Raw genomic sequence first — 22,312 nt, 5'->3', positions numbered from 1 at the left:
GGAAACGGTGACAGACAGCAGGGAGCAGGCCGAGCGCTTCTCGACGGAAGGGGCGTGGCCGCCTCAGGTACCCGGGGACCGGGTACGGCGGTGGCCCGCGTGACTGTCAGGCGCGCTCGGCGCGTTCCGGGGCATACTCACCCTTCTCCGTCCGGAGTCGTCCTCCGGATTCTCGTTCCTACGGGTCCGGAGGACGATCGTAGGCGGACGCCCCGACCGGGGCAACGGGTTTTTCGATGGTCGGCCCGCGCGACGGGGACGCGTGCGCGGCCCGCACGCGGCGGCCGCACACGGCGCGGGGGAGTGTTTCCACAGCCGGAAAAACCCGCTGGAAATCCGTTGCCCCCGCTGTCTGAGGAAACACCCCCTCCTTCTCGTGACTTTGTGTTGGATTTTCCTCACGCGATCGCGGAGCGGTCGCTACGGTGTGTTCCATGACCAGGAAGAGCGTGAAGCGGGCGTTCAAGTACCGCTTCTATCCGACCGATGCGCAGGCGGCTGAGTTGTCGCGCACGTTCGGGTGCGTGCGCCTGGTCTACAACCGCGCCTTGGCCGAACGCACCGCCGCCTAGCAGCAGCACCGGCAACGGGTGGGCTACTCCCAGACCTCGGCGATGCTGACCGCCTGGAAGAGGACCGAGGAGTTGGCCTTCCTCGCCGAGGTCTCCTGTGTCCCGCTCCAGCAGACGCTGCGCCACCTGCACACCGCGTTCGGCAACTTCTTCGACCGGCGTGCGCGGTATCCGCGGTTCAAGTCGAAGAAGACCTCGCGCGCCAGCGCGGAGTACACCCGGTCCGCCTTCCGCTACCGCGACGGCCATCTGACTCTGGCCAAGATGGCCGAACCGCTGGACGTCGTGTGGTCGCGTCCCCTGCCCGAAGGAGCCCGTCCTTCGACGGTGACGGTGTCGCGTGACGCGGCCGGGCGCTGGTTCGTGTCCCTGCTGTGCGAGGACACCATCGAGCAGACCCCGGCCGCCGATGGTGCGGTCGGCGTTGACATGGGTGTGACGTCGTTGGTGGTGTTGTCGACGGGGGAGAAGGTGGCCAACCCCCGCCACGAGCAACGTGACCGAGCGAAGTTGGCCCGGGCCCAGCGGGCCCTGTCCCGCAAGCGACCGGGTTCGGCCAACCGGGACAGGGCCCGCCGCAAGGTGGCGCGGGTGCACGCCCGTATCACCGACCGGCGTCGGGACTTCCTGCACAAGCTCACCTCTCGACTCGTCCGCGAGAACCAAGTGGTCGTGATCGAGGACCTGGCCGTGCGCAACCTGGTCAGGAACCGCAGGCTGTCCCGGGCGATCTCGGATGTGGCCTGGCGTGAGCTGCGCACCATGCTGGAGTACAAGTGCGCCTGGTACGGGCGGGACCTGGTCGTGGTGGACCGGTTCCTCCCCTCCTCCAAGGCGTGCTCGACCCCCGGATGCGGGTACCTCAATGTGTCGTTGCCGCTGAACGTACGGACGTGGACATGCCCCAGCTGTGGGGTGACCCATGATCGGGATGTGAACGCGGCGCTCAATCTCGAAGCCGCCGGGCTGGCGGTGTTGGCCTGCGGAGCTGGTGTGAGACCTCAACGGGAGTCCTCCCGGACGGGGCGACCGGCGACGAAACAGGAAGGCCACGGCGCGACCCGTGACGAGGCCCTGGCCTCGAACCACCGGTAGGTGGTTCCGGAACCTCCTGCCTTCAGGCGGGAGAGGAAGTCAACAAACGCCGGTTCCTGCACACCTACGAGGGCATCCTCGCCGCCCCCGTGGACGTGCGCGAACTCGTCACCGGCGAGGCGCTGTGGCTGGCGATGCGCTCGGGCGTGTACGGGTGCGTCCCGCTGCTGGTCGCGGTCGGGTTCGGGCTGCGTCCCGGCCCCGGCCTGCTGCTCGTGCCACTCATCGCCTTCCTCTCCGGGTTCGCCTTCGCGCTCTTCGGGATCTGGATCTCCGCCCTGATCAACTCGGTGCGGTCCATGGACTACGTGTTCAGCGGCCTGTTCACCCCGCTGTTCCTGGTGGCGGGCACGTTCTTCCCGCTCACGGAACTGCCCGCCTGGGTGCAGAGCGCGGCCATGGTCAACCCGCTCTACCACTCGGTCGAACTGACCCGCGGGGCGGTCTTCGGCAACCTCGGGGCCGGGCCGGCGCTGCTCCACCTCGGAGTGCTGCTGGTGTTCGTGGTCCTCATGTGGTTCCTGGCGTGCGCCCGGATGAGACGCTGCGTGGTTGGCTGACCCCCCCACACACACGGACGGCGTGGGGAGACCATCGTTCCCCCACGCCGTCCGCGCACCCGTGCGTCGTACGGCTACTCGCCGCCGCTGGGCGACCAGCGCAGCTCGACGCTGCTGCGCTGCCCCTCCTCGGTGACGTTCAGCGCCACGCCCACGGCACCCCACTGGTCGGGGGCCTCCACCTCGCTGTCGGTCAGCACCTGGCGCAGGTCCATGTACCCGGCCATCACGGCCGAGTCCATCTCCTGCATGGTCTGCTGGAAGACCGGGTCGTCGCCCAGACGCCCGGTGGCGCTGCTGCCCTGGGACACCACCACGGCGTCGCCGTCGGTGCTCACCCCCGGCGGGGTGCTGTACGAGTCGACGACCATGCCCTCGACGAAGTCGCTCAGGATCTGCTCGTCACCGCCCACCGCGCGGTACTGGAAGGACGCCTCCCCACCGTCACCGTAGGAGGACCCGAAGAAGCCCTCCAGGTTCATGTCGGTGACACCGAGCGCGGTCGAGGAACCCAGCAGCTGGGTGAATCCCTCCGGCAGCGGGGCGCCCATCGAGTTGAACTGGCGCTCCATCTCCTGCATCTGGCCGCTGCTCGTCATGAACGGGATCGAGTCGCTCTCGTAGGCGTCGGCCAGCGCCGTGTCCAGGCCGCTGGCGCCCACGGCCATGACCGTGCTCTCGGGCAGCGACTCCATCGCCGCCACGCTCGCGCCCGGGGTCTCGGCCAGCCACGCCAGGTCGGTGTCGTTCACCGTGAGGTCGAAGACGTCCGTCCGCGCCTCCAGGTACTCGCCGTCCACCCGCAGGGACGCGGTCATCCGGCCGCTCAGCTCACCGGTCTCGGCGGCCAGGTCGGCCTCGAACTCCTGGGCGAACTCCTCGACCTCCATCAGGCGCGCGAGGTCCGCCCATCCCGCGGCCAGGCTGCCACCGGGCACGTCGGCCATGTCGTCGGAGAAGGTGTCGGCGTCGGCCAGGGGACCGTGCTCGTCCACCTGCGCGTGCAGGTCGGCCAGTGCCGCGTCGGAGGTGGTGAGGAGCGCGAAGTCGTCGACCACCTCGAAGTAGAGGTCGTCGTAGTCGCCGCTGAGCTGCTCCAGATCCTCCTGGGCGAGCCGTTCGTCCTCCACCGCGAGTGCGAACGCCCCGGCCACGCCGGCGCCCTCGCCCAGCTCGGCCTCTCCGCTGGCGGGCCACATCGCGAAGCCCACGCGCTGGCCGATCCACTCCTCGACCTCGGACTGCTGCGCCTCGGGGAAGGCGGCCACGAACCCTTCGGCGACCAGTCCTGTCATGTCACCGTCGGGCTCGTCCATCTCCGCGGTGACCTCGTCGGGGAGCTGCTCCACGAACTGCAACAGCTCCATGGCCTGGGAGCCGTCGATGGACAGGTCGATCCTGCCGAACGCGAGCGCGCTGCCCGGGAGCACGTCCTCCGGCTGGGGGCCGCCGAAGCTGACCAGCGAGACGGTGGCCCACACCGTGCCGCCCATGAGGAGGAGCGCGGCGCCCGCGGCGGTCGGGATCAGCCAGCCCCTGTTGCGGCCGCCGCCGGAGGGCGGCACGTGCCCGCCGGAGTGCTGACCCCCCGGGAAGGGGCCCGCGGGGGGCGGACCGCCGGGCGTACCGCCGCCGAAGCCCGTGGGAGAGGGGCCGCCGGGCGCGCCGCCGCCGAAGCCCGCGGAGTACTGGCCGGGAGCCTGCGGCGGAGGGTAGCCCTGCCCTGGCTGCTGGGGCTGCCACTGGGGCTGCTGTGGGGGATCGGGGTAGGACATCAAACCTCCGGCGGGGAATTCCTTGGCGCGTGCACCGCGCAACCAACGCCGGGTCTGATGCCGCATCGACCCGGTGTGGTTCGCGTCCCGCGCCCTTTTCGGTCGGCCGGTGGGGAAGGGGCCCGGTGTCCCGTACCGGCCGGGACGGGACACCGGGGTGGAGCTTTCCGCGGAGGTCCTCGGGTCAGCGGCCTAGACCGGCTGGGGCTCCTCGCCGCGGTAGGGGGCCGAGGTCAGGTCGACGCCGCTGTAGGAGGCCAGCTTGCCCAGGCGGTGCTCGCTGAGCACCTGGCGAACGGTGCCGCTGCGGCCGCGCATGACCAGGGAGTCGGTGATGACCCGCGCGGACTCGTAGCGGACGCCGCCGACCAGTTCCCCGTCGGTGATGCCGGTCGCGGCGAAGAACACGTCGTCGGACGAGACGAGGTCGTCGGTGCGGAGCACGCGGTCCAGGTCGTGCCCGGCGTCGAGCGCCTTGCGGCGCTCCTCCTCGTCCTTGGGCCACAGGCGGCCCTGGATGACGCCGTCCAGGCACTTCATCGCGCACGCGGTGATGATGCCCTCCGGGGTGCCGCCGATGCCCAGCAGCAGGTCCACGCCGGTTCCCGCGCGGGCCGCCATGATCGCCCCGGCCACGTCGCCGTCGCTGATGAACTTGATCCGGGCGCCCGCGTCGCGCACGTCCTGCACGATCTGCTTGTGCCGGGGGCGATCCAGGATGACGACGGTCACGTCCTGCGGCGACTTGCCCTTGGCGCGGGCCACGGCCCGGACGTTGTCGGCCACGGGAGCGGCGATGTCCACCACGTCGGCGGCCTCGGGGCCCGTGGCGAGCTTCTCCATGTAGAACACCGCGGAGGGGTCGAACATGGTGTTGCGCGGACTCATCGCGATCACCGACACGGCGTTGGGCATACCCATGGCGGTCAGGGTGGTGCCGTCGATCGGGTCGACCGCCACGTCCCAGTCCTGGCCGCCGCCGTCGCCGACCCGCTCACCGTTGTAGAGCATCGGGGCGTTGTCCTTCTCGCCCTCGCCGATCACCACGGTCCCGTTCATGGACACGGTGCTGATCATGTGCCGCATGCCGCGCACCGCGGCGCCGTCCGCGCCGATCTTGTCGCCCTTGCCCACCCAGCGGGCCGCGGCCAGCGCCGCGGTCTCGGTGACGCGGACCAGTTCCAGCGCGAGGTTGCGATCCGGGGCCTTGGGCGGGCTGCTGGACTGCGACATGGACACACCTTCCGTCGGGACAACAGGGCGGGGGCAGGTCTTAGGGTAGTCACCCGATGTGACACCTGCGGGGTCACGGGTACCCCTCGGGGACACGGGTACCCCTCGGGGCGGTCACGGGTGGACGGGGACGGACTACTCTGGCGTGACCCGGACTGGAGTGAGGCGTGACAGTGGACAAGACGGACAAGCCCGCGAGGATCTCCCCGCGCGGCGCGGCCACCCGCAGCGCCCTGCTCAACGCGGCATCCCAGGTCTTTCGCACGGTGGGTTTCGCCAAGGCCGGGGTGAGCGAGGTCGTCGCCGCGGCCGGGGCCAGCGTCGGCAGCCTCTACCACCACTTCAGCGGCAAGGCCGACCTCTACCTCGCCCTGTACGAGGAGTTCCAGCAGCGCCAGCAGGACCGCACCCACCAGGCGGTCGTGGAGGCCCGCTCCGACGGGGAGAAGGACCCCACGCGGCTGATGAACATCGCCGCCCGCGCCTACCTGCTCGGGTGCATCGAGGAGAGGGAGACCACACGGCTGTTCTTCAGCGGTGACGGCCCCCCCGGGTTCGACTACCAGCTGCGGGCCCGGCTCACCCAGTGGACCGACCGCAACGTGGCGCTGTTCCGCAAGGCCGACGAGCCCGTGGACGAGGCCCTGCTCATCGTCGTGAGCGGCGCCATGCTGCTGGCCGTGGCCGAGGTGGTCCAGCGCGAGGACGCCGAGGCCCGCAGGCTCGCCGACGACATCACCGGCCTGCTCACCCAGCTCGAACCCCGGCGCTAAGCGCACCCCGGGTCCCCGGGGCCCGGGACCTGCGGCAAGCTGGAGAGGTCATGAGTGAGTACAGCCGGTCCAGCGCGACCTTCAAGAACTACGCCATCTCCCTCGGCGTCATCATCGGCATCGTCCTGGTCATGGCGTTCGTGGTCGCCACGCGCTCGGGCGAGAGCATTCCGTCGGTGGAGTACCGGCCGGACGCCGACGTCCTGCGGGAGGCGGCGGACTACCCGGTGACGGTGCCCTCCGCCGACCTGGAACAGGAGGGGTGGACGCCCACCAGTTCCACGCTGGACGTGTCCGGGCCGGTCCAGTGGAGCGTGGGCTTCGCCACGGCCGAGGACAGCCACGCCATGGTGGTCCAGAGCGACGCCGACCCCGGCGCCGTCCTCGCGGAGAGGGTCCCGGGCGCCGAGCAGGCCGGTACGGTCGCGATCGACGGCCGTGAGTGGGAGCACCACGGGTCCGAGGACGAGAACGCCCTGGTCCTGCGCGAGGAGGGCGCGACCCTGGTCGTGTTCGGCCCCGCCGACCTGGACGAGCTGACCCACCTGGCCGAGGGCCTGGAAACCGACGCCGACGGTGGCGGGGAGCCCTCGGACGGCGCCTGAGCGGGGCCGGCGGGCCCCGGCCGTTTCCGGGCGTGCCCGCTTCCCCGCCCTGACGTCGACGTCGCGGTTCGTGTTCGTCCCTCCCGCGCCGGTCACCTCGGGCGCCCCGGCGTCCGACTTCCCACATGAGGAGGCGCCCGGTCGGTTTCCCCGACCAGGCGCCTTCGCGTACTGGGTGTGCTCCCGGGGCTCGGGAACCTGGGCGCTACTCGGCGCGCAGGTCGCGGCGCAGCTCCTTGGGCAGCGAGAAGGTCAGCGTCTCGTCGGCGGTGGTCACCGGGGTGACCGTGCCGTAGCCGTGCCCGGCCAGCTTGTCGAGCAGCTCGCGCACCAGGATGTCCGGCACGGAGGCGCCGCTGGTCACGCCGACCGTGGTCACGCCCTCCAGCCAGGAGTCGTCCATCAGCGAGGCGTTGTCGATCAGGTGGGCGGCGTCGGCACCGGCGTCCAGGGCCACCTCCACCAGGCGGACCGAGTTCGACGAGTTGTCGGAGCCGACCACGATGACCAGCTCGCACTCGGGCGCCATCGCCTTGACCGCGTCCTGGCGGTTGGAGGTGGCGTAGCAGATGTCGTCACTGGGCGGGTCGAGCAGGTTCGGGAACCGCTCGCGCAGGGCGTCCACCGTCTGGGTGGTCTCGTCCACCGACAGGGTCGTCTGGGAGAGCCACGACACGTTGTCCGGGTCGCGCACCTGGACCTTGTGCACCTCGTCCGGGCTCTCCACGATCTGGATGTGCTCGGGGGCCTCACCGCTGGTGCCCTCGACCTCCTCGTGGCCGATGTGGCCGATGAGGATGATGTCCCGGTCCTCGGAGGCGAAGCGCTTGGCCTCCTTGTGGACCTTGGTGACGAGCGGGCAGGTGGCGTCGATCGTCTTGAGGCTGCGCCTGTGCGCCTCCTCGTGCACGACCGGGGAGACGCCGTGCGCGGAGAAGACCACGATGGCCTCCTCGGGCACCTCCTCGGTCTCCTCGACGAAGATCGCGCCCCGTTCCTCCAGGGTGCGCACCACGTGGGTGTTGTGCACGATCTGCTTGCGGACGTAGATCGGCGCGCCGTACTGCTCCAGGGCCTTCTCGACGGTGATGACAGCGCGGTCGACACCGGCGCAGTAGCCCCGGGGATTGGCGAGGAGCACACGGCGTTGGTTCGTGGCAGTCGTCATCGCAGTCATGTGTTACATCCTAGGTGGCTTGGGCGGCGTGCGACCCGGGTGTGGGAGACGGCACTGAACAGGCCGCTTCGGCGCGCGACCGGTGCCAAGGTGACGGTATCGCAACGGGGCGCATCCGGTTGCGCCTCGAAGTGGCGAAATCGTTCACTTCTCTCCTGCTCATGCTGTTCCTCCCTCCTCTATCCTGGTTCACCATCACACGCATTGCAGGCGGTTCGCCCTCACCTCGGCCCTGCCGGTCGGCTGTTCGCGCGCCGCTCACCCCACTCGCCGAGATCACCAGGAGCCCCCGTCCTATGTCGAACCCGACGCTCGCCACGAAGCTGGTCGCCCTGGTCAAGGGCATCTTCGGGCGCAAGGAAACGGCGGCCACGCCTGAGCCCGCGGCCCAGGAGGCGGACGGGACCCCCCAGTCCCCCGCCCCCGCGCCCGCGGAGACCGAGGACGTGACCGCGCGGAGCACGGCCGCGGACGAGGCCGTCGCGACCGAGGCCGAGAAGACTGAGGCCGCTGAGCCCGCCGCGAAGCAGGAGCCCGCGACCGCGGAGGTGAAGGCCGAGGAGCCCGCGGCCGCTGAGCCCGCCGAACCGGTCAAGCCCGCAGCGAAGAAGAAGCCCGCCGCGACCGCCAAGCCCGCCGCCAAGAAGAAGCCCGAGGAGACCCCTGCCACCTCCGAGGCCCCGGCGACCCCTGAGGTCGTCGAGCCGAGCGGGGCCGAGGAGGCCGGAAGCGGCCGGGAGGAGCGGACCGAGCCCGCCGCCCCCGCCACCGCGGACGTCCCCGAGGAGGGCGCCGCCATCGCGGAGGAGCTCGCCGCCGCCGAGGCGCACACCAAGGTCAGCAGCGACGAGATCCTGGAGAGGGTGCGCAAGGGTGCCGCCCCCTCCCTGGAGGACCTCGCCGTGCCCACCTACGACGAGCTCACCCTGCCCTCGGTCCGCGCACGCCTGCGCAAGCTCACCATCGAGCAGGTGCGCGAGCTGCGCGCCTACGAGGTCGCCCACCAGAGCCGCCCCGAGTTCATCAAGATGTACGACAACCGCATCGCCAAGCTGAAGGCCGAGGCCTGACGCGCGCGGGCCGCCGGGGCGGGAGCGCCGTCGGTCCCGCTGACGGCCGCGTCCGCGGGGCACGGGAACCGCGGGGCGGTACGGAACGTCGTAGAGGTGACCACACCGGCGCTTATCGTCCGAAAGGACACCACATGCGTTCCGCTGCCCCCGCCGCCGCGCTCCTCGCGGCCACCGCGTTCTGGCTGACCGGCTGTTCGGTCGGTATCCCCGGGACCGACCAGGAGGTCTCCGTGGACCCCGACGGCGTGTCCGTCGGCAGTGAGGACGGAGAGGTTTCCGTCGACTCCAACGGTGACGTCTCGGTCGGCAACGAGGACGGCGACGTCACCCTCGACGAGGGCGGCGGCATCTCCGTGGACAGTGAGACCGGCGACCTCACCATCGCCACGGTCGAGGGCAGCGTCACCGAGGAGTGCGACGGCCAGAACGTCAACGTGACCGCCAGCGGGGCCGAGGTCGTCCTCAACGGCCAGTGCGGCGAGGTCTCCATCCTGGGCAACGGGCTGACGGTGCACATCGGCAGTGCCGACTCCATCCGCGTGACCGGTGCCGACAACACCGTCCACCACGCCGAAGGCGAGCCCTCCGTCACCGACATCGGCCTGAACAACACCGTCGCCGCCGGCGGCGACGCGACCGCCTGACCGCTCCGCCCCACACCCGGCGCCCGGCCCCGCCGCGCCCGGCAGCTCCACCCCCGCGCCTGGCGGGCCTGCCCCGAACTGTCCCCGCCCTGGCCTAGGCTCGGTTGGCATGGGCATGGACAGTTCCGCAGAGGCGCCGCAACCGGTACGCGTCGTCCTCAACGCCGTCGGCCAGTGGATCGGCCGCCTGGGCCGCATCTGGGTCGAGGGCCAGATCGCCGAGCTGAACCGGCGCGGCCGCATGGCCTACATCACGCTGCGCGACCCCGTCGCCAACGTGTCGGTGCGCGTGGTCTGCCAGACCTCGGTGCTGGACGCGCAGAGCCCGCCACCCGAACCCGGGGCGCGCGTGGTCGTGCACGCCAAGCCCGACTTCTACGAGGTCCGCGGCACCTTCTCGCTGCGCGCCCTGGAAATCCGCCACGTCGGTCTGGGCGAGCTGCTGGCCCGGCTCGAACAGCTGCGCCGCACCCTGACCGCCGAGGGTCTCTTCGACACCGCGCGCAAGCGCCCCCTGCCCTTCCTGCCCAACACCGTCGGGCTCATCTGCGGACGCGACTCCGCGGCCGAGCGCGACGTGCTGGAGAACGGGCGCCGCCGCTGGCCCGCCGTGCGCTTCGAGGTGCGCCCGGTCGCCGTCCAGGGGGACCGGGCCGTGCGCGAGGTGATGGAGGCGCTCAAGGACCTGGACTCGCACCCCGACGTCGACGTCATCGTCATCGCCCGGGGCGGCGGTTCCCTGGAGGACCTGCTGCCCTTCTCCGACGAGGCCCTCGTGCGCGCCGTCGCCTCCGCGGGCACTCCCGTGGTGAGCGCGATCGGCCACGAACAGGACGCCCCGCTGCTCGACCACGTCGCCGACGTGCGCGCCTCCACCCCCACCGACGCCGCCAAGAAGACGGTTCCCGACGTCGGCGAGCAGCTGGAGACCATCCGCCAGCTCCGCGACCGGGGCCGTCGAGTCCTCCGGGGCGGAGTGGAGCGCGAACTCTCCTGGCTGGAGGGCATGCGCTCGCGTCCGGTGCTCGCCAGCCCGGTGCGCGAGGTCGACCGGCTCGCCGAGCAGGTCGCGGACCTGCGCGACCGGGCCCGCCGGAGCCTGACCGTGTCGCTGGACCGGTCCGCCGACGGCCTCGGCCACACCCGGGCGCGCCTGCACGCCCTGTCCCCGGCGACCACGCTGGCGCGCGGCTACGCGATCGTGCAGCGCGAGGACGGGTCGGTGGTGCGCTCGGCCCGGGAACCGGACGCGGGGGAGGCCCTGCGCGTACGGTTCGCCGAGGACAGCCTGACCGCGACCGTGGAGTCAGTCCACACCGAAGACACCTCCGAGGAGGGGTAGGAGATGGCAGAAAAGGGCGCCAAGACCCGCGACGAGGGCACCGCCGAGCCCGAGCTCAGCTACGAGGAGAGCCGGGAGGAGCTCAACAACGTCGTCCGGCAGCTGGAGTCGGGCGGACTCAGCCTGAAGGACTCGCTGGCCCTGTGGGAGCGCGGCGAGGAACTGGCCCGGGTGTGCGAGCAGTGGCTGGAGGGCGCCCGCGCCAAACTGGCCGCCGCCATGGACGAGCGCCGGGGGGACGAACCGGGGGACGGCGACACGCCCTTCTGAGGCCCGGGGGCCGCCTCGCGGTCCGCGTCCCGCGGCCGGGGACGCGCATATGCCCTGTGCGGTGCACTCCTCCGCGTGTGCTGACCCGCCCGCACCGAGCCTCCCGCACCGAGCCTCCCGCGCCGAGCCGCGCGGCCTGGCCCTACCCGCGGCCGTTCAGCTGGTCGCCCAGATCTCGGATGTTGCCGGGCAGGCCCCGGAACACCCCGATCACCAGGACCAGCGCCGTACCCAGGAACAGCCAGGGGGCGACCTCGGCCAGCCGCGACGCCAGCCCCAGGAGCAGCACCCGGGCGAACCCCTCGCTGCCCAGGGCCAGCACGCTCTCGGCGGCGACCACGGCGACGAAGAACGCGATGGGCGGGCTGACCGACAGCGACAGCAGGTCGCTGGGCCGGACCAAGAAAGCACCGAGCAGGCAGGCGAGGGTGAAGGCGACTCCCGGAGCCGCGGGGGCGCCCGCCCAGTGCGAGACCATGGCCCCGGCGAAGCTGAACACGATGATGGCCAGCACACCGCCGCGTCCGGTCAGGCGGGGCGGGGTCCCGGGGGCGTTCTCCTTCGGCCTCGGCACCGGGCGCTCCCTCTTCCTGACATGCGGCACGTCCCGGACGCGGCCGTCGGGCCGCACGAAGTACGGTGCGCGCCCGCGTTCGGGGCCGTCCGCCTTCCGCGGGGGCATAGCCGTCCGCCTCCCCAGTGTGTTACTCACGGTGTTTAGTGTGTCACTTCTCGTGAATGTTCGGTGTCTTTTCCATGGATCGTGTCGTCCTTCCGGCTACTTGTCCCATCCGTGACGAACACGCCTTCCTCCCCGTTGGACACCGGCTTGGGCCGTTGCGGTTCCGATGTCTCGCGACGAACGTCCGTTCCGTTCCTCTGCCCGCCGGATCCCGGACCACTCCGGCTCCCAGAGCCTGCCTCGGCGCCGCCCGGGTCCGACAGCTCGGGCGCCACCACCGCGCGCGGACGCTCCTCCACGCCCACGGGCCGGTCCAGCTCGCCGTCCACCAGCCCCAGCTCGCCGAACCGGCGGGCCGTCACCAGCACCCGGCTCTCCAGCGACCCCACGGTCTGGTTGTAGGCGCTCACCGTCCGGGTCAGGGCCCGGCCCAACCCCTCCACGTGCCCGCCGAGCGTGCCCAGCCGCTCGTGCAGCTGCTTGCCCAGGTCGAACACCGCCCGCGCGTTCTCGCTCAGCGCCTCCTGCTGCCAGGCGTACTGCGCCGTCCGCAGCAGCGAGATCAGCGTCGTCGGCGTCGCGATGTGCACCCGCCGCCCCATCGCGTACTCCAGCAGCTCCGGGTCGTACTCCAGGGCCGGGGCCAGGAACGCCTCCCCGGGGATGAACAGCACCACGAACTCCGGAGCAGGGGTGAACGCCGACCAGTACGCCTTGGCCGCCAGCTGGTCCACGTGCGTGCGCAGGTGCCTGGCGTGCACGCGCAGATGCCGCGCGGCCTCCTCCGCGCCCGCCTCCACGGCGTCCAGGTAGGCCGCCAGCGGGACCTTGGAGTCCACCACGATGTTCTTGCCGCCCGCCAGGCGCACCACCATGTCCGGGCGCCGCGACCCGTCGCGCGTGGCGGCCTGCTCCTCGAAGTCGCAGTGCGAGCCCATCCCCGCCAGTTCCGCCACCCTGCGCAGCTGGAGCTCGCCCCACCGGCCGCGTGCCTCGGGCCGCCGCAGCGCCGTCACCAGCGACTGCGTCTGGTCGCGCAACCGCTCCGAGCCCTCACGCACGTACTCGACCTGCTTGGCCAGCTCCGCGTGGGCCGCGGCGCGCCCCGCGTCGGCCTCCCGCAGCTGGCGCTCCACCCGGTCCAGGGTCCGTGTGAGCGGCTCGACCATGCGCTCCACCGCGCGGCGCCGCTCGTCCAGGTCGCCCCCGGCCTCGGCGCTGACCGCGCGCAGCCGCCCCTCCGCCAGCTCCATGAAGCGCTGGTTGGTCTGGTCCAGGGCCTGCGCGGACAGGGCGCGGAACCGGTCGGCGAGCTGTTCCTCCACGTAGGCCGCCCGCTCCTGGGCCGCGCGGGCGTCGGCCCGCGTCTCGGCCTCCCGGCCGCGGGCCAGGACCCAGCCCACGGCGGTGCCGACCGCCAGACCGATCAGGAGCATGAGTACGAGTGCGAGGCCGTTCATGGCCGCCTATGGTGTCAGCCCGCGCCGTCGTGCGGCCCCCCGCCACGCAGGACATCGGTGAGCAGACCCGCCAAGTCCGGCATGTCCACCGGCCCCGGGGCCCGGTGGGCGGGGCCCGGTCGCCCCGGGCCCCGCCGTCCCAGGCGCCGGGCGTGTGGGTCCGACCAGCGCGGACTCCGCGGGGACGGGTTCCCCGTGCGCGGACCCGGGCGGTACGGAGTGCCGAAGAGGAGCGGGGTCGGACACGAGGCCGCTTCCGGTCATTCACTTCCCTTGCGCAAAAGTTTTCGAGAACCTGAGGTCTCCGTACGGGGCCGGACCACCTCTCACCGGTCCCCGTATCTGGCAGTCCCTCACTTCCCCCAGGAGGCCCGCTCCCATGAGACTGGAGACCTACACCCGCGGCACCGGAGACCTCACCGTGCTCCTCGTCCACGGATCCATGGCCACCCACGAGACCTGGCACGCCGTCGAGGACGCGCTGGTCGAACGCGGCAGCCGGGTGGTCAGCGTCGACATGCGCGGCCACGGCAGCAGCCCGCGCGGCGCCTACTCCGTGGCGGCGCTCGGCGACGACCTGGCGGACTCCCTGCCCACCGGAGCCGACCTGGCCATCGGCCACTCCACGGGCGCGGTGGCGCTCTCGCTGGCGGTGGAGCGGTTGCGCCCGGCCCGCGCGGTGTACGTGGACCCGGCGTTCCGCCTGCCCCCCATGCACGCCGACGCCGGCGAGCGCGTGCGCCGCGTCTTCGTCACCGCCGACGCCACGCGCGTGCGCCAGAGCAACCCCAGGTGGACCGACGACGACGTCGAGAGGGAGGTCAGGGGCTTCGCCGCCTTCGATCCGGAGTTCTTCGACTTCGTCGCCGAGGAGATCGCCGGGCACGACCTCCTCCCCGGCGAACCGGTCGTGCCCTCCCTCGTCCTGCGTGCGGGCGACAGCGTCACCGTCACGCCCCAGACCGCGGACGAGATGACCCGACGCGGCTTCACCGTCCGGGTCGTGAAGGGTGCCGGGCACTGCGTCCACCGCGACGACCTGCCCGGGTTCCTCGCCGCACTGGAGGGCTGGCTCTAGGCGTTCGGGTTTCCGCGGGGGCCGGGACGGCAGGACTCCAGCGCCCTGCGCCAGCCGCGCACCGAGGGCCAGAACTCCTCCGTCACCGGCTCCGGCGTGAACAGCCACATCCGTTCCCACGCGGGGGAGGCCCGGCCCGAGATCTCCGGGCGCGGTTCGTAGGGTGGCGGTCCGCTCACCGGGTACCAGGTGTACTCCAGCGGGTCGAGCAGCGCCATGAGCCGCTCCTCCACGCCCCGGTCGGGCCGCACCTTCACCAGCATCCACGGCCGGTAACGGCGCAGGACCTCCAGCCCTCCGGCGACCACGTCCGGCTCCGTGCCGACCGTGTCGATCTTGAGCACGGTCGGGAAGGCCGACGCGTCCTCGTTCCACCGCGCCAGGGTGGTCACCTCGACGGTGATGTGCGACAGGTCGGTGCGCGCCGAGCGCACGAGCGTGTTGCACATGTCGTTGTGCCGGGCCCGCCGCAGGTGGGCGGTGCCGGTGTGGTTGCTCAGCGCCAGTTCCACCACGGTGAAGCCCAGGTCCGCCGAGGAGGACACCACCCGGGCCGCCGCGGCGATCTCCGGGGTGGGCTCGAACGCGAACACCGGGCGGCGCGTGCGCGCGGCGGCCAGCAGCGAGTACACCCCCACCCCGGAGCCCACGTCGAACACCGCGCCGGGGCGGGTGTGGTCGAGCATCGCCATGAAGCAGGCCAGGCTGTCGGGCTCGTGCCGGGCCAGCCCGAAGGCGGCCAGCCGCCGCGGAACGGTGAGGTCGCCGGGCAGCCGCAGGGAGAGGCCGTCCGGGCCGATCCGGCGCGTGTCCGAATCCAGGCGGGGCAGGGAGAAGACCACCTCGCGGGTCCACGGCGGGACCCGGTCCGGGTCCAGTCCGCCCAGCCGTCTGGGCAGCCGGACGCGGATCTTGCGGGTCGCGAAGCGGACGAGCGGGTAGCGGCGCACGAGCGCCCTCAGTTGGTCGGTGACCACGGTTGTCTCCCCCCAGGAAAGGTGCTGCGACGGGGAGCGCCGGTCCACGGCGTCAGCCGTGTGCCCCGGCGCCCCCGTCCGACGCGGTCCGGGGCCGGTCCTCCCACCGGCCGCCGCACCGCGCGCCCGCCGCGCCAGCGGCGGTGTGTCGGTCCAGGTCCGGGAAGGCGGAGCCGTGCGTGCGACGGGTGGCCCGCGCACCGGACGGTCGCCGCCCCGGTTCCCGGCAGCATCTGTCGAACCTACTGTGAGTAGCGTCTCCTGTGCACTGCGTTTCGGCGATTGGCCCTGTTTTTCCGGTCCGGCGTCGCGCGTCCGGACCGCCCACCCGCGGGGACCGGACCGCCCACCCGCGGGGCCGAATAGACTCTGAGCTTGTGAGTCTGTCTATCGGGATCGTCGGCCTGCCCAACGTCGGCAAGTCCACCCTCTTCAACGCGCTGACCAAGAACGATGCCCTGGCCGCGAACTACCCGTTCGCGACCATCGAGCCCAACGTCGGGGTCGTGGGCGTTCCCGACGCCCGGCTCGGGAAGCTGGCCGAGATCTTCGACTCGGCGAAGGTCATCCCGGCGACGGTGGACTTCGTCGACATCGCGGGCATCGTGCGCGGCGCCTCCACCGGTGAGGGCCTGGGCAACAAGTTCCTGGCCAACATCCGCGAGAGCGACGCCATCTGCCAGGTGATCCGGGCCTTCGACGACCCCGACGTCACGCACGTCGACGGCGACGTCGAGCCCTCCCGCGACATCGAGACCATCAACACCGAGCTGATCCTGGCCGACCTCCAGACCCTGGAGAAGGCGCTTCCCCGCCTGGAGAAGGACGCCAAGCGCAACGCCAAGGACAAGGGCGCCCAGGAGCTGCTCCAGGCCGCCCGCGACGCCCAGGAGGTCCTCGACGGGGGCACCTCGCTGTCCGCGGCCAAGGGCGTGGACCTGGACCGGCTGCGCGAGCTGAGCCTGCTCACGGTCAAGCCGTTCATCTACGTGTTCAACCTCGACACCGACGAGCTCGCCGACGGTGCGCTGCGCGCCAAGCTCCAGGAGCTCGTCGCCCCGGCCGAGGCGATCTTCCTGGACGCCAAGATCGAGGCGGAGCTGGCCGAGCTGGACGAGGACGAGGCGCAGGAGCTGCTGGAGTCCATGGGCCAGACCGAGTCGGGCCTGGTCCAGCTCGCCCGGGTCGGCTTCGCCACCCTGGGCCTGCAGACCTACCTGACCGCCGGGCCCAAGGAGGCCCGCGCCTGGACGATCCGCAAGGGCGCCACCGCCCCCGAGGCCGCCGGAGTCATCCACACCGACTTCCAGCGCGGCTTCATCAAGGCCGAGGTGGTCTCCTTCGACGACCTGGTCGCCGCGGGCGACATGCAGACCGCCCGCGCGTCGGGCAAGGTCCGCATCGAGGGCAAGGACTACGTGATGGCCGACGGCGACGTCGTGGAGTTCAGGTTCAACGTCTGACCGCGCCGCCCGCCCGTGAACAGGGGCCGCGGACCCGCGCCGAACCTCCGGCGCCCGGTCCGCGGCCCCTGTCGTGTGGTGTCGGAGGGCTCCGGGAGGAGCGTTTGAGCGAGGGGGAACAACCGACGCCCGTCCCGGCGGCGTGGGCTCAGGTGTCCAGATGGTCCACGAAGATCCCGACCAGTATGCGCCCGCCCAGGCGCTCATCAGGCAGGCTGAAGTGGACACGGTCCCTCGTGGGCTCCTTCTTCGCGTGCCATTCGCACCTGTAGACGTCATCTCCGTGCGGCACGTCCCGCTGTGCCATCGCTTTGGAGTTCGCTCGGGTCTTCGGACTTTCCGGGGAAAGGGTCACCCCGTGGTGGCCCAGAGCGGCCTGGACCTGGGCTGGAATGCTCGCGCCGTCCTGGAGTGCCTGGGGGAAGTGGTCGTTGATGACGGAGAGCGTGTGGACGACCCAGTCACGCAGATGGAGGTACGGGTTGCTGAAGTTGCGAAACGTCAAGGACGGCGCCAGGACCAGCTGGGGGAACGCGGATCGCGCGAGTTCCATGAACCGTGCCTCGGGGATGTTCTCCCGTGCGAACAAGGCCCTCCAGAAGAGGGTGACCGCGTCCGGCTCATGCAGGAAGTACACCTCGTACGCCTGCTCCCCGGCGTGTACGGGCAGCCAACCCCGACGCCGCCCCGCGAAAACGACGCAGGCGGTGTTGTGGCCGTTCCGTGCGGTGTGGAGGGCGTATCCGACGGACAGGGCCACAGGGGGCGTGGTCCCGTCGACCGTGACCTCGGTGTCCAGGCCTTCGATGTCCGGGTCCCACGTGGGACAGCGGTCGAGGGTCAGTTGGAGGCGAAGGAGGGTGTCCCTTGGAACCGATGACGCCTGTCCTGGAAAACAGAACTTCCACAGCTCCAGGTCCTCGTCGCATTCCGTGTCGTAGACCAACGCGCTCGCTGCGACGGTCTCCCCGGTGAGGGTCAGATCGAGGACCGTCTGGACGAACTCCTCGAGGTTCTCCTCCAGGTCGGGAACGCTCATGCCGCGAAAGTCCAGTGTGGATTCGTCGATGACGAACCGGGGGCGGTCATCGCCGGTGTCGTACACGTGCGAGCCCTCCCAAATCAGTTTCGATCTGGTCGAAGAAGCCCGGCGGCCAAGAGGTGAGCTGGCCATTGGCGTGGAGACCGATCGCGACGGCTCCGCCCGCTCCCTGATCGTCGAAGTAGAGCAGCGTGACGTCGTCCGTCGGCACGGACCCGTCGACCGATGCTCCGAGCCGTACGCCGTTGAGCACGTGGTCGCTGTGCGTCTCCAGGACGACCTGCACGCCGGCACCCGCTACCTTCGCCAGGAAACGCCCCATCTTGGACTGCCCGCCCGGGTGGAGATGGGCTTCGGGGTTCTCCACGATGAGCATGCCCCCGGGGGGAGCGAGCAGACCGGCGACGATGATCGGCAGCGCGTAGGAGAAGCCGAATCCCATGTTCGCGGGCCGAATGGTCTCGCCGTACAGCCCGGTTTCCTGGAAACGGATCGTGCTGGCGGTGACGCCGGGTAGCCATTGGGCTGTGATTCGGATGGGGCGGATGATCTCCGAAGTCCATGCCTCGACCTGAGTCCGCAGAGTGGTCACTCCCTGGAAGGCGGACCCGGTGCCGGGATGGAGAAGCCGCTCGTGGACCTGCTCGCTCTCGTGGGCCGCCAGTACCTGGGCGGTGTACTCGCCCTGACTACCCAGTCCGATACGGCTTCCCTGAGCGGCCGACACCCCCAACTGGTCACGGGGCCCGAGGCGCTCGGCACACAGATAGGTGAATCCGAGCCCCTGGCCTGACAGTTCCGGCATGGGAGACTCCACGATGCCTTCGACGCTGAGGTGAAGTGCCCTTTCGTCCGGAACCCCGAGTTCGTAGCGGCGGCGCTGCCCGTCTCCGCGGAGAACGAATTCGATCAGGGATCCGGCATCGGGGTGGATGACCTCCTGCGCCTCACCGAGCGCAAGACCGTACGGTCCGTTGAGCGCTACGGTCCGGCCACTGTGCGGCTCGCTGATCTGCCGGGCGATCAGCAGCGCTTGGATGAAGGTGCTCTTGCCTGTGCCGTTCAGCCCGCTCAGGACGGTGAGAGGCCCCAGGGGGAAGTCGGCATGGGCGAACCGTTTGAAACCCCGGATGCCCAGGGAGGAGATCACAGGCCCGCTCCGGCCGCCTCTTCGGTGACCAGGAACCTGTAGCGGACGCGCTCACGGTCACCGGTGGACGAGGTGATCGCGTCGAGGTATTCGAAGTCGTCCGTCATGCGTTCTCTGGCCTCATTGGTGATGCACGTGCGACGTTGGCGCAGATCGTCGTACTCGTATCCGGCGAGGGTGAGCGACCAGGTCTCGAAGAGGGCCCGGTTGATGGGTTTGCGGTGCTCCGAGTCGATGGGCCACTTGCGGAAGGCGTGTGGGCCGAAGACGAGGTGGCAGTTGCGCATGGCCTTGCGGAAAGCCTCCTTGAGCTCCTTCACCTTGTTGTCGGGAACCTCGTCCGGGGAGTCCAGCAGACGGGTCGCGGACTCCAGGAAGGCGTCCATGCCGGGTCGGTTCAGGTAGGAGTCGACGCTCTGGAGCCAGAAGGCGGCGAATCGCAGGGCCATCTCCCGGTCCTGCATCCGGGTGTGCCCGCCCAGACCGTTGGTGGCCTCGTCGAACTCCTCCGTGCCGGTCATCTCACGTAGGACCGAACGACTGCGGTCCTTGCTCATGCAGTGCCGGATCTCCTGGTTGTTGAGCGGGGTGCCTCCCGTGTTGATTCGTTTGAAGATGTCGTACTTCACATCGCTGGGCGTCGTCGGGTCGATCACGTGGGCGATGATCTGCGCGTTGTTGATCCGGCGCTTCCACGGCGCGGCCAGGTCGTCGAACGTGTGCCCGTTCTCCTGTACGAGGTATTCGAGGTCCTTGAGAGGGAAGGCCTCGTCAGCGGGGCCCCTCACGAAGCCGTGGATCGTGGACAGCCGCTGGAGACCGTCCACGACCTTCATGGTTCCGTCCGCGTCCTCGGCGAAGTAGAAGGCGGGCAGGGGGATCTGGAGCAGTACGGACTCGATCAGTCGTGACTTCTGAGTCGCCTTCCACACCTTGCCGCGCTGAAAGTCCGGAGCCAGCTCCAGGGACTCGTCCTGGATCATGTCCATCACGTTTCGCAACGAGAACTGCTTCGTGCTGACCCTGATCTGTTCCGGATTCCAGGGGTTGGGGGAGACGTCCGGCTCGGGGTTGTTCTCGGCCTCGACCCCTGTGGGCTCGTTGAGGTAGTGCTCTTCGATGACTTCGGGGACAGCGGGAGCGTCAGCAGCTGTGGACATACCCGAAATCCTAACCACGCAGGACGTCCCGCGGCGTTCCCCGGCAGACAGGAGACAGGAGGCGAACGGTGCCCATCCGGTCGCCCAGGGTGATCACGCTCTTGTTCGGCGGGGACACATCTTGCTCCCCCAGGAGGAACTAATCCCTTTCCGGTCCGACCATAATTGCGGGGAAGCGTGTGACCGCAGCGGGAGTTAGTGCAACTCTTGCCGTGTTGTGCACCTTTTGGGAAGTTGAGCCCATGTGCGTAATGTGCGGTTGGCGGGGAAACGCGGAGTCACCAAGGACGCTCCCAACCCGCACAATGCCTCACTATAGGGATGGGGTAGACAAGGGCATGGCGAAGACGCCGTCCGAAGCGGGCGGCACGGACCTGGGTGCAGGAGGCGGGGATGGCGAAGGCGTCGCGGCGCGGTGCCGCCGCGGGTGAGCCGGATGACGGCGGCGTGGGGCTCGACGCCCCCCGCGGCCGACGGCCCCGGGCCGGAGCCGGAGGGCGCTGGTGGGTCGGTGTGGGCCGCGCCGTCCTGTGGGCGTTCATCATCGTCGTCGTCTTCAACGGCATCTGGTTCCCGTTGCGCGGCGGTCTCGCCCTTCCGGACACCTCCGAGGAGCCCGAACAGGGCGACACGGTGACCTATCCGGAGACCGCCGCCGCGGCCTTCGGCATGCGGTTCGCCGAGGCCTACCTCGACACCGCGGACCCCGAGGCGCGCCTGTCGGACCTGGCGGTGTTCGTCCCCGAGGGGGAGGCCGCCGCCCTGGACGTCCCCGCCGACAGCCTCGCCGGTGACAACCTCACGGTCGTCGCCGTGCACGTGGAGGACGACCACAACGGCCTCGTCGTCGTGCGGGCCGACGTCAACGGCGAGCCCATGCGCCTGGACGTGCCGGTCTACGCCGACGGGGAGGCCCTGGTGGTCTCGGGCACCCCGGCGCTGCTGGCCGCGCCGACCCAGGCCAGCCTGCCCGAGGGCTCGGCCTTCGAGACCGACCCGGAGGCCGAGGAGCAGCTCGGGGAGGTGCTGTCCGGCTTCTTCGAGGCCTACGCGGGGGAGCCGGCGCACCTGGAGCGCTATGTGGAACCGGGTGTCACTATCGCCCCGCTTCCGGAGAACAGCCTGGAATTTGGCGAACTGTCCGATATCACGGTGCCAACACAGGCCTCGACCGGGAATGATGACGTACGACAGGTAGCGGCCACCGTCCGGTGGAACGTCCCGGCCTCCGACGGGACCGAGACCGGGCAGATCACGCAGAACTACCTGGTCACCGTCGTGGACTCCGGCAGCGAGTGGCACGTGCGTGACATCCAGGGCGCCCCGCGCTCGTTCGGCGGATGACGGGGCCTGTAGGCAAGGAGAAGAGAAGGACCATGCGCACACCAGAAACGACACCGGGGGGCGGCGCCTGACATGCTCCCCCTGCTGTCCTCCACACCGGACGTGCTCCACGCCGCCGGAGGTGCCGACCTGCTCTTCCTCGCGGCGCAGACCACCGAGAACGCCCCCGACACCGGTGGCCTCGCCGACTTCCTGAGGGGCTTCTTCGGGCCGCTCTTCCTCGTCATCGTGTCCATCGTGGCGGTGTTCTTCCTGTTCACGAGGGAGATCACGAGGTTCGCGCAGTTCATCATCCTGGCGATCTTCATCGGGATCGTGTTCTACGTCCCCGGCATCATCGAGGTCATCGCCGTGGCGCTCGCCCGAGCGATGGGCGTATCGACCGAATAGGCGAGGGAGGCCGGGAACGTGGATCTGCCCACGTACACCAACATCTGGCGTATCGAGAAGCGGCTCTACAAGCTCTACGATTTCCGGCTGCCCATGCCGCTCCCGGTGGGTACCTTCGGGGTCGCCCTGGGCGTGTTCGCGCTCTGGGTGGTCCTGCTCAGCCTCGTCAACGCGCCCTTCGTGTTCGGCAACGGCTGGCACCTGGTGCTGTGGGTGGTCCCGCCCGGTGTGATCACCGTGCTGGCCACCCGGCCGGTGATCGAGGGCAAGCGCCTCACCGAGCTGCTCATCTCCCAGGCGCGCTTCCTCGCCGAGGCGCGGGTGTACAACCGCCTGGCCCCCGAGTACGAGCCCGCCGAGGTCCGCGTGACCGTGCGGGTGTGGCACCGCGACCCCGAGTCCGGTCCGCTCCCGCTGGCGGGGGGGGGGGGGGGGGAGGACGAGGCG

The 22,312-nt window shown here is 70.6% G+C and carries 20 protein-coding genes and 2 pseudogenes; 13 read left to right on the top strand and 9 right to left on the bottom strand.

The features are described from left to right. Positions 1-434 precede the first annotated feature (434 nt). Together ACSIH6_RS34210 and ACSIH6_RS34205 are read left to right on the top strand one after the other, a co-directional pair. A pseudogene (locus ACSIH6_RS34210) lies at positions 435-1,667 on the top strand (RNA-guided endonuclease InsQ/TnpB family protein). 44 nt (positions 1,668-1,711) lie between these two features. Then, positions 1,712-2,227 (top strand): annotated as a pseudogene (locus tag ACSIH6_RS34205) (ABC transporter permease); the annotation flags it as partial. A 74-nt stretch (positions 2,228-2,301) separates the two neighbouring features. Here ACSIH6_RS34205 and ACSIH6_RS34200 read toward each other — a convergent pair. Together ACSIH6_RS34200 and glpX are read right to left on the bottom strand one after the other, a co-directional pair. Beyond that, positions 2,302-4,002 (bottom strand): hypothetical protein, encoded by a 1,701-nt coding sequence (locus ACSIH6_RS34200; RefSeq protein ID WP_435112469.1) that lies wholly within the window; start codon positions 4,000-4,002, stop codon positions 2,302-2,304. Positions 4,003-4,194: 192 nt separating this feature from the next. Continuing rightward, positions 4,195-5,235: a class II fructose-bisphosphatase gene (gene glpX / locus ACSIH6_RS34195; RefSeq protein ID WP_435112468.1), complete on the bottom strand. Its 1,041-nt coding sequence runs from the start codon at positions 5,233-5,235 to the stop codon at positions 4,195-4,197. 173 nt (positions 5,236-5,408) lie between these two features. Here glpX and ACSIH6_RS34190 point away from each other — a divergent pair, with 173 nt between their 5' ends. Both ACSIH6_RS34190 and ACSIH6_RS34185 read left to right on the top strand, forming a co-directional pair. Beyond that, on the top strand, positions 5,409-6,008 hold the full coding sequence (locus ACSIH6_RS34190; RefSeq protein ID WP_435112477.1) for a TetR/AcrR family transcriptional regulator: 600 nt from the start codon (positions 5,409-5,411) through the stop codon (positions 6,006-6,008). A 50-nt stretch (positions 6,009-6,058) separates the two neighbouring features. Next, positions 6,059-6,613 (top strand): DUF4245 domain-containing protein, encoded by a 555-nt coding sequence (locus tag ACSIH6_RS34185; RefSeq protein WP_435112467.1) that lies wholly within the window; start codon positions 6,059-6,061, stop codon positions 6,611-6,613. A 205-nt stretch (positions 6,614-6,818) separates the two neighbouring features. Here the strand turns inward: ACSIH6_RS34185 and ACSIH6_RS34180 are convergent, their stop codons facing one another. Continuing rightward, positions 6,819-7,790 (bottom strand): 4-hydroxy-3-methylbut-2-enyl diphosphate reductase, encoded by a 972-nt coding sequence (locus ACSIH6_RS34180; RefSeq protein ID WP_435112466.1) that lies wholly within the window; start codon positions 7,788-7,790, stop codon positions 6,819-6,821. Between the two features lie 296 nt (positions 7,791-8,086). Here ACSIH6_RS34180 and ACSIH6_RS34175 point away from each other — a divergent pair, with 296 nt between their 5' ends. The 4 genes from ACSIH6_RS34175 (at position 8,087) to ACSIH6_RS34160 (ending at position 11,119) form a co-directional block, all read left to right on the top strand. Then, the gene (locus ACSIH6_RS34175) at positions 8,087-8,860 is read left to right on the top strand and encodes a DUF8129 domain-containing protein (protein WP_435112465.1); all 774 of its coding nucleotides are present in this window, start codon (positions 8,087-8,089) and stop codon (positions 8,858-8,860) included. A gap of 134 nt (positions 8,861-8,994) precedes the next feature. Further along, positions 8,995-9,507 carry a DUF3060 domain-containing protein gene (locus tag ACSIH6_RS34170; RefSeq protein ID WP_435112464.1) on the top strand — a complete coding sequence of 171 codons (513 nt, stop codon included), beginning with the start codon at positions 8,995-8,997 and terminating at the stop codon, positions 9,505-9,507. 109 nt (positions 9,508-9,616) lie between these two features. Next, positions 9,617-10,849 carry an exodeoxyribonuclease VII large subunit gene (xseA, locus tag ACSIH6_RS34165; protein WP_435112463.1) on the top strand — a complete coding sequence of 411 codons (1,233 nt, stop codon included), beginning with the start codon at positions 9,617-9,619 and terminating at the stop codon, positions 10,847-10,849. Positions 10,850-10,852: 3 nt separating this feature from the next. Further along, complete coding sequence (locus ACSIH6_RS34160) at positions 10,853-11,119, top strand: exodeoxyribonuclease VII small subunit (RefSeq protein ID WP_435112462.1); 267 nt, start codon at positions 10,853-10,855, stop codon at positions 11,117-11,119. A 142-nt stretch (positions 11,120-11,261) separates the two neighbouring features. On the opposite strand, the gene ACSIH6_RS34155 is transcribed toward ACSIH6_RS34160, so the two are convergent. Next, positions 11,262-11,801: a DUF6542 domain-containing protein gene (locus tag ACSIH6_RS34155; protein WP_435112461.1), complete on the bottom strand. Its 540-nt coding sequence runs from the start codon at positions 11,799-11,801 to the stop codon at positions 11,262-11,264. Between the two features lie 35 nt (positions 11,802-11,836). After that, on the bottom strand, positions 11,837-13,261 hold the full coding sequence (gene rmuC, locus ACSIH6_RS34150; protein WP_435112460.1) for a DNA recombination protein RmuC: 1,425 nt from the start codon (positions 13,259-13,261) through the stop codon (positions 11,837-11,839). A gap of 379 nt (positions 13,262-13,640) precedes the next feature. On the opposite strand from rmuC, the gene ACSIH6_RS34145 reads away from it, so the two are divergent. After that, on the top strand, positions 13,641-14,339 hold the full coding sequence (locus ACSIH6_RS34145; RefSeq protein WP_435112459.1) for an alpha/beta fold hydrolase: 699 nt from the start codon (positions 13,641-13,643) through the stop codon (positions 14,337-14,339). Here the strand turns inward: ACSIH6_RS34145 and ACSIH6_RS34140 are convergent. After that, a complete protein-coding gene (locus ACSIH6_RS34140) occupies positions 14,336-15,316 on the bottom strand; it encodes an FkbM family methyltransferase (RefSeq protein WP_435112458.1) in 981 nt (326 codons plus the stop codon). The two genes, ACSIH6_RS34145 and ACSIH6_RS34140, sit on opposite strands and share 4 nt — an antisense overlap. 377 nt (positions 15,317-15,693) lie before the next feature. Between ACSIH6_RS34140 and ychF the strand changes: the two genes are divergently transcribed. Beyond that, positions 15,694-16,779 carry a redox-regulated ATPase YchF gene (ychF, locus tag ACSIH6_RS34135; RefSeq protein ID WP_435112457.1) on the top strand — a complete coding sequence of 362 codons (1,086 nt, stop codon included), beginning with the start codon at positions 15,694-15,696 and terminating at the stop codon, positions 16,777-16,779. Between the two features lie 148 nt (positions 16,780-16,927). On the opposite strand, the gene ACSIH6_RS34130 is transcribed toward ychF, so the two are convergent. From ACSIH6_RS34130 to ACSIH6_RS34120, 3 genes are read right to left on the bottom strand one after another with little or no spacing between them, the layout of a single operon-like run. Further along, entirely contained in the window at positions 16,928-17,884 is a 957-nt protein-coding gene (locus ACSIH6_RS34130; RefSeq protein WP_435112456.1) for a hypothetical protein, read from the bottom strand. Further along, on the bottom strand, positions 17,865-18,971 hold the full coding sequence (locus ACSIH6_RS34125) for a DUF3696 domain-containing protein (RefSeq protein WP_435112455.1): 1,107 nt from the start codon (positions 18,969-18,971) through the stop codon (positions 17,865-17,867). Before ACSIH6_RS34125 ends, ACSIH6_RS34130 begins: the two co-directional genes overlap by 20 nt. Next, a complete protein-coding gene (locus ACSIH6_RS34120; protein ID WP_435112454.1) occupies positions 18,968-20,131 on the bottom strand; it encodes a DUF262 domain-containing protein in 1,164 nt (387 codons plus the stop codon). Before ACSIH6_RS34120 ends, ACSIH6_RS34125 begins: the two co-directional genes overlap by 4 nt. Positions 20,132-20,524: 393 nt before the next feature. Here ACSIH6_RS34120 and ACSIH6_RS34115 point away from each other — a divergent pair, with 393 nt between their 5' ends. The 3 genes from ACSIH6_RS34115 to ACSIH6_RS34105 all read left to right on the top strand — a co-directional run. Further along, positions 20,525-21,475: a conjugal transfer protein gene (locus ACSIH6_RS34115; protein ID WP_435112453.1), complete on the top strand. Its 951-nt coding sequence runs from the start codon at positions 20,525-20,527 to the stop codon at positions 21,473-21,475. 72 nt (positions 21,476-21,547) lie between these two features. Then, the gene (locus ACSIH6_RS34110; protein ID WP_017566349.1) at positions 21,548-21,865 is read left to right on the top strand and encodes a hypothetical protein; all 318 of its coding nucleotides are present in this window, start codon (positions 21,548-21,550) and stop codon (positions 21,863-21,865) included. Positions 21,866-21,883: 18 nt separating this feature from the next. Further along, positions 21,884-22,312: conjugal transfer protein (locus ACSIH6_RS34105; protein WP_435112451.1), on the top strand; the 429-nt coding region annotated here is incomplete at its 3' end.

This window comes from Nocardiopsis synnemataformans (assembly GCF_965343085.1).
In the GTDB taxonomy this organism is placed as follows: Bacteria; Actinomycetota; Actinomycetes; order Streptosporangiales; family Streptosporangiaceae; genus Nocardiopsis; species Nocardiopsis alborubida.
The sequence above is the reverse complement of the archived record's forward strand: the minus strand, read 5'-3'. Positions and strand labels throughout refer to the sequence as shown.

What these genes read in the sequence shown, in the direction of transcription:
- ACSIH6_RS34180 (WP_435112466.1), bottom strand. Translation starts at nt 7,790, where the DNA reads ATGACTGCGATGACGACTGCCACGAACCAACGCCGTGTGCTCCTCGCC.
- ACSIH6_RS34110 (WP_017566349.1), top strand. Translation starts at nt 21,548, where the DNA reads ATGCTCCCCCTGCTGTCCTCCACACCGGACGTGCTCCACGCCGCCGGA.
- ACSIH6_RS34160 (WP_435112462.1), top strand. Translation starts at nt 10,853, where the DNA reads ATGGCAGAAAAGGGCGCCAAGACCCGCGACGAGGGCACCGCCGAGCCC.
- xseA (WP_435112463.1), top strand. Translation starts at nt 9,617, where the DNA reads ATGGGCATGGACAGTTCCGCAGAGGCGCCGCAACCGGTACGCGTCGTC.
- ACSIH6_RS34175 (WP_435112465.1), top strand. Translation starts at nt 8,087, where the DNA reads ATGTCGAACCCGACGCTCGCCACGAAGCTGGTCGCCCTGGTCAAGGGC.
- ACSIH6_RS34155 (WP_435112461.1), bottom strand. Translation starts at nt 11,801, where the DNA reads ATGCCCCCGCGGAAGGCGGACGGCCCCGAACGCGGGCGCGCACCGTAC.
- ACSIH6_RS34145 (WP_435112459.1), top strand. Translation starts at nt 13,641, where the DNA reads ATGAGACTGGAGACCTACACCCGCGGCACCGGAGACCTCACCGTGCTC.
- ACSIH6_RS34200 (WP_435112469.1), bottom strand. Translation starts at nt 4,002, where the DNA reads ATGTCCTACCCCGATCCCCCACAGCAGCCCCAGTGGCAGCCCCAGCAG.
- ACSIH6_RS34115 (WP_435112453.1), top strand. Translation starts at nt 20,525, where the DNA reads ATGGCGAAGGCGTCGCGGCGCGGTGCCGCCGCGGGTGAGCCGGATGAC.
- ACSIH6_RS34170 (WP_435112464.1), top strand. Translation starts at nt 8,995, where the DNA reads ATGCGTTCCGCTGCCCCCGCCGCCGCGCTCCTCGCGGCCACCGCGTTC.
- ACSIH6_RS34120 (WP_435112454.1), bottom strand. Translation starts at nt 20,131, where the DNA reads ATGTCCACAGCTGCTGACGCTCCCGCTGTCCCCGAAGTCATCGAAGAG.
- glpX (WP_435112468.1), bottom strand. Translation starts at nt 5,235, where the DNA reads ATGTCGCAGTCCAGCAGCCCGCCCAAGGCCCCGGATCGCAACCTCGCG.
- ACSIH6_RS34185 (WP_435112467.1), top strand. Translation starts at nt 6,059, where the DNA reads ATGAGTGAGTACAGCCGGTCCAGCGCGACCTTCAAGAACTACGCCATC.
- rmuC (WP_435112460.1), bottom strand. Translation starts at nt 13,261, where the DNA reads ATGAACGGCCTCGCACTCGTACTCATGCTCCTGATCGGTCTGGCGGTC.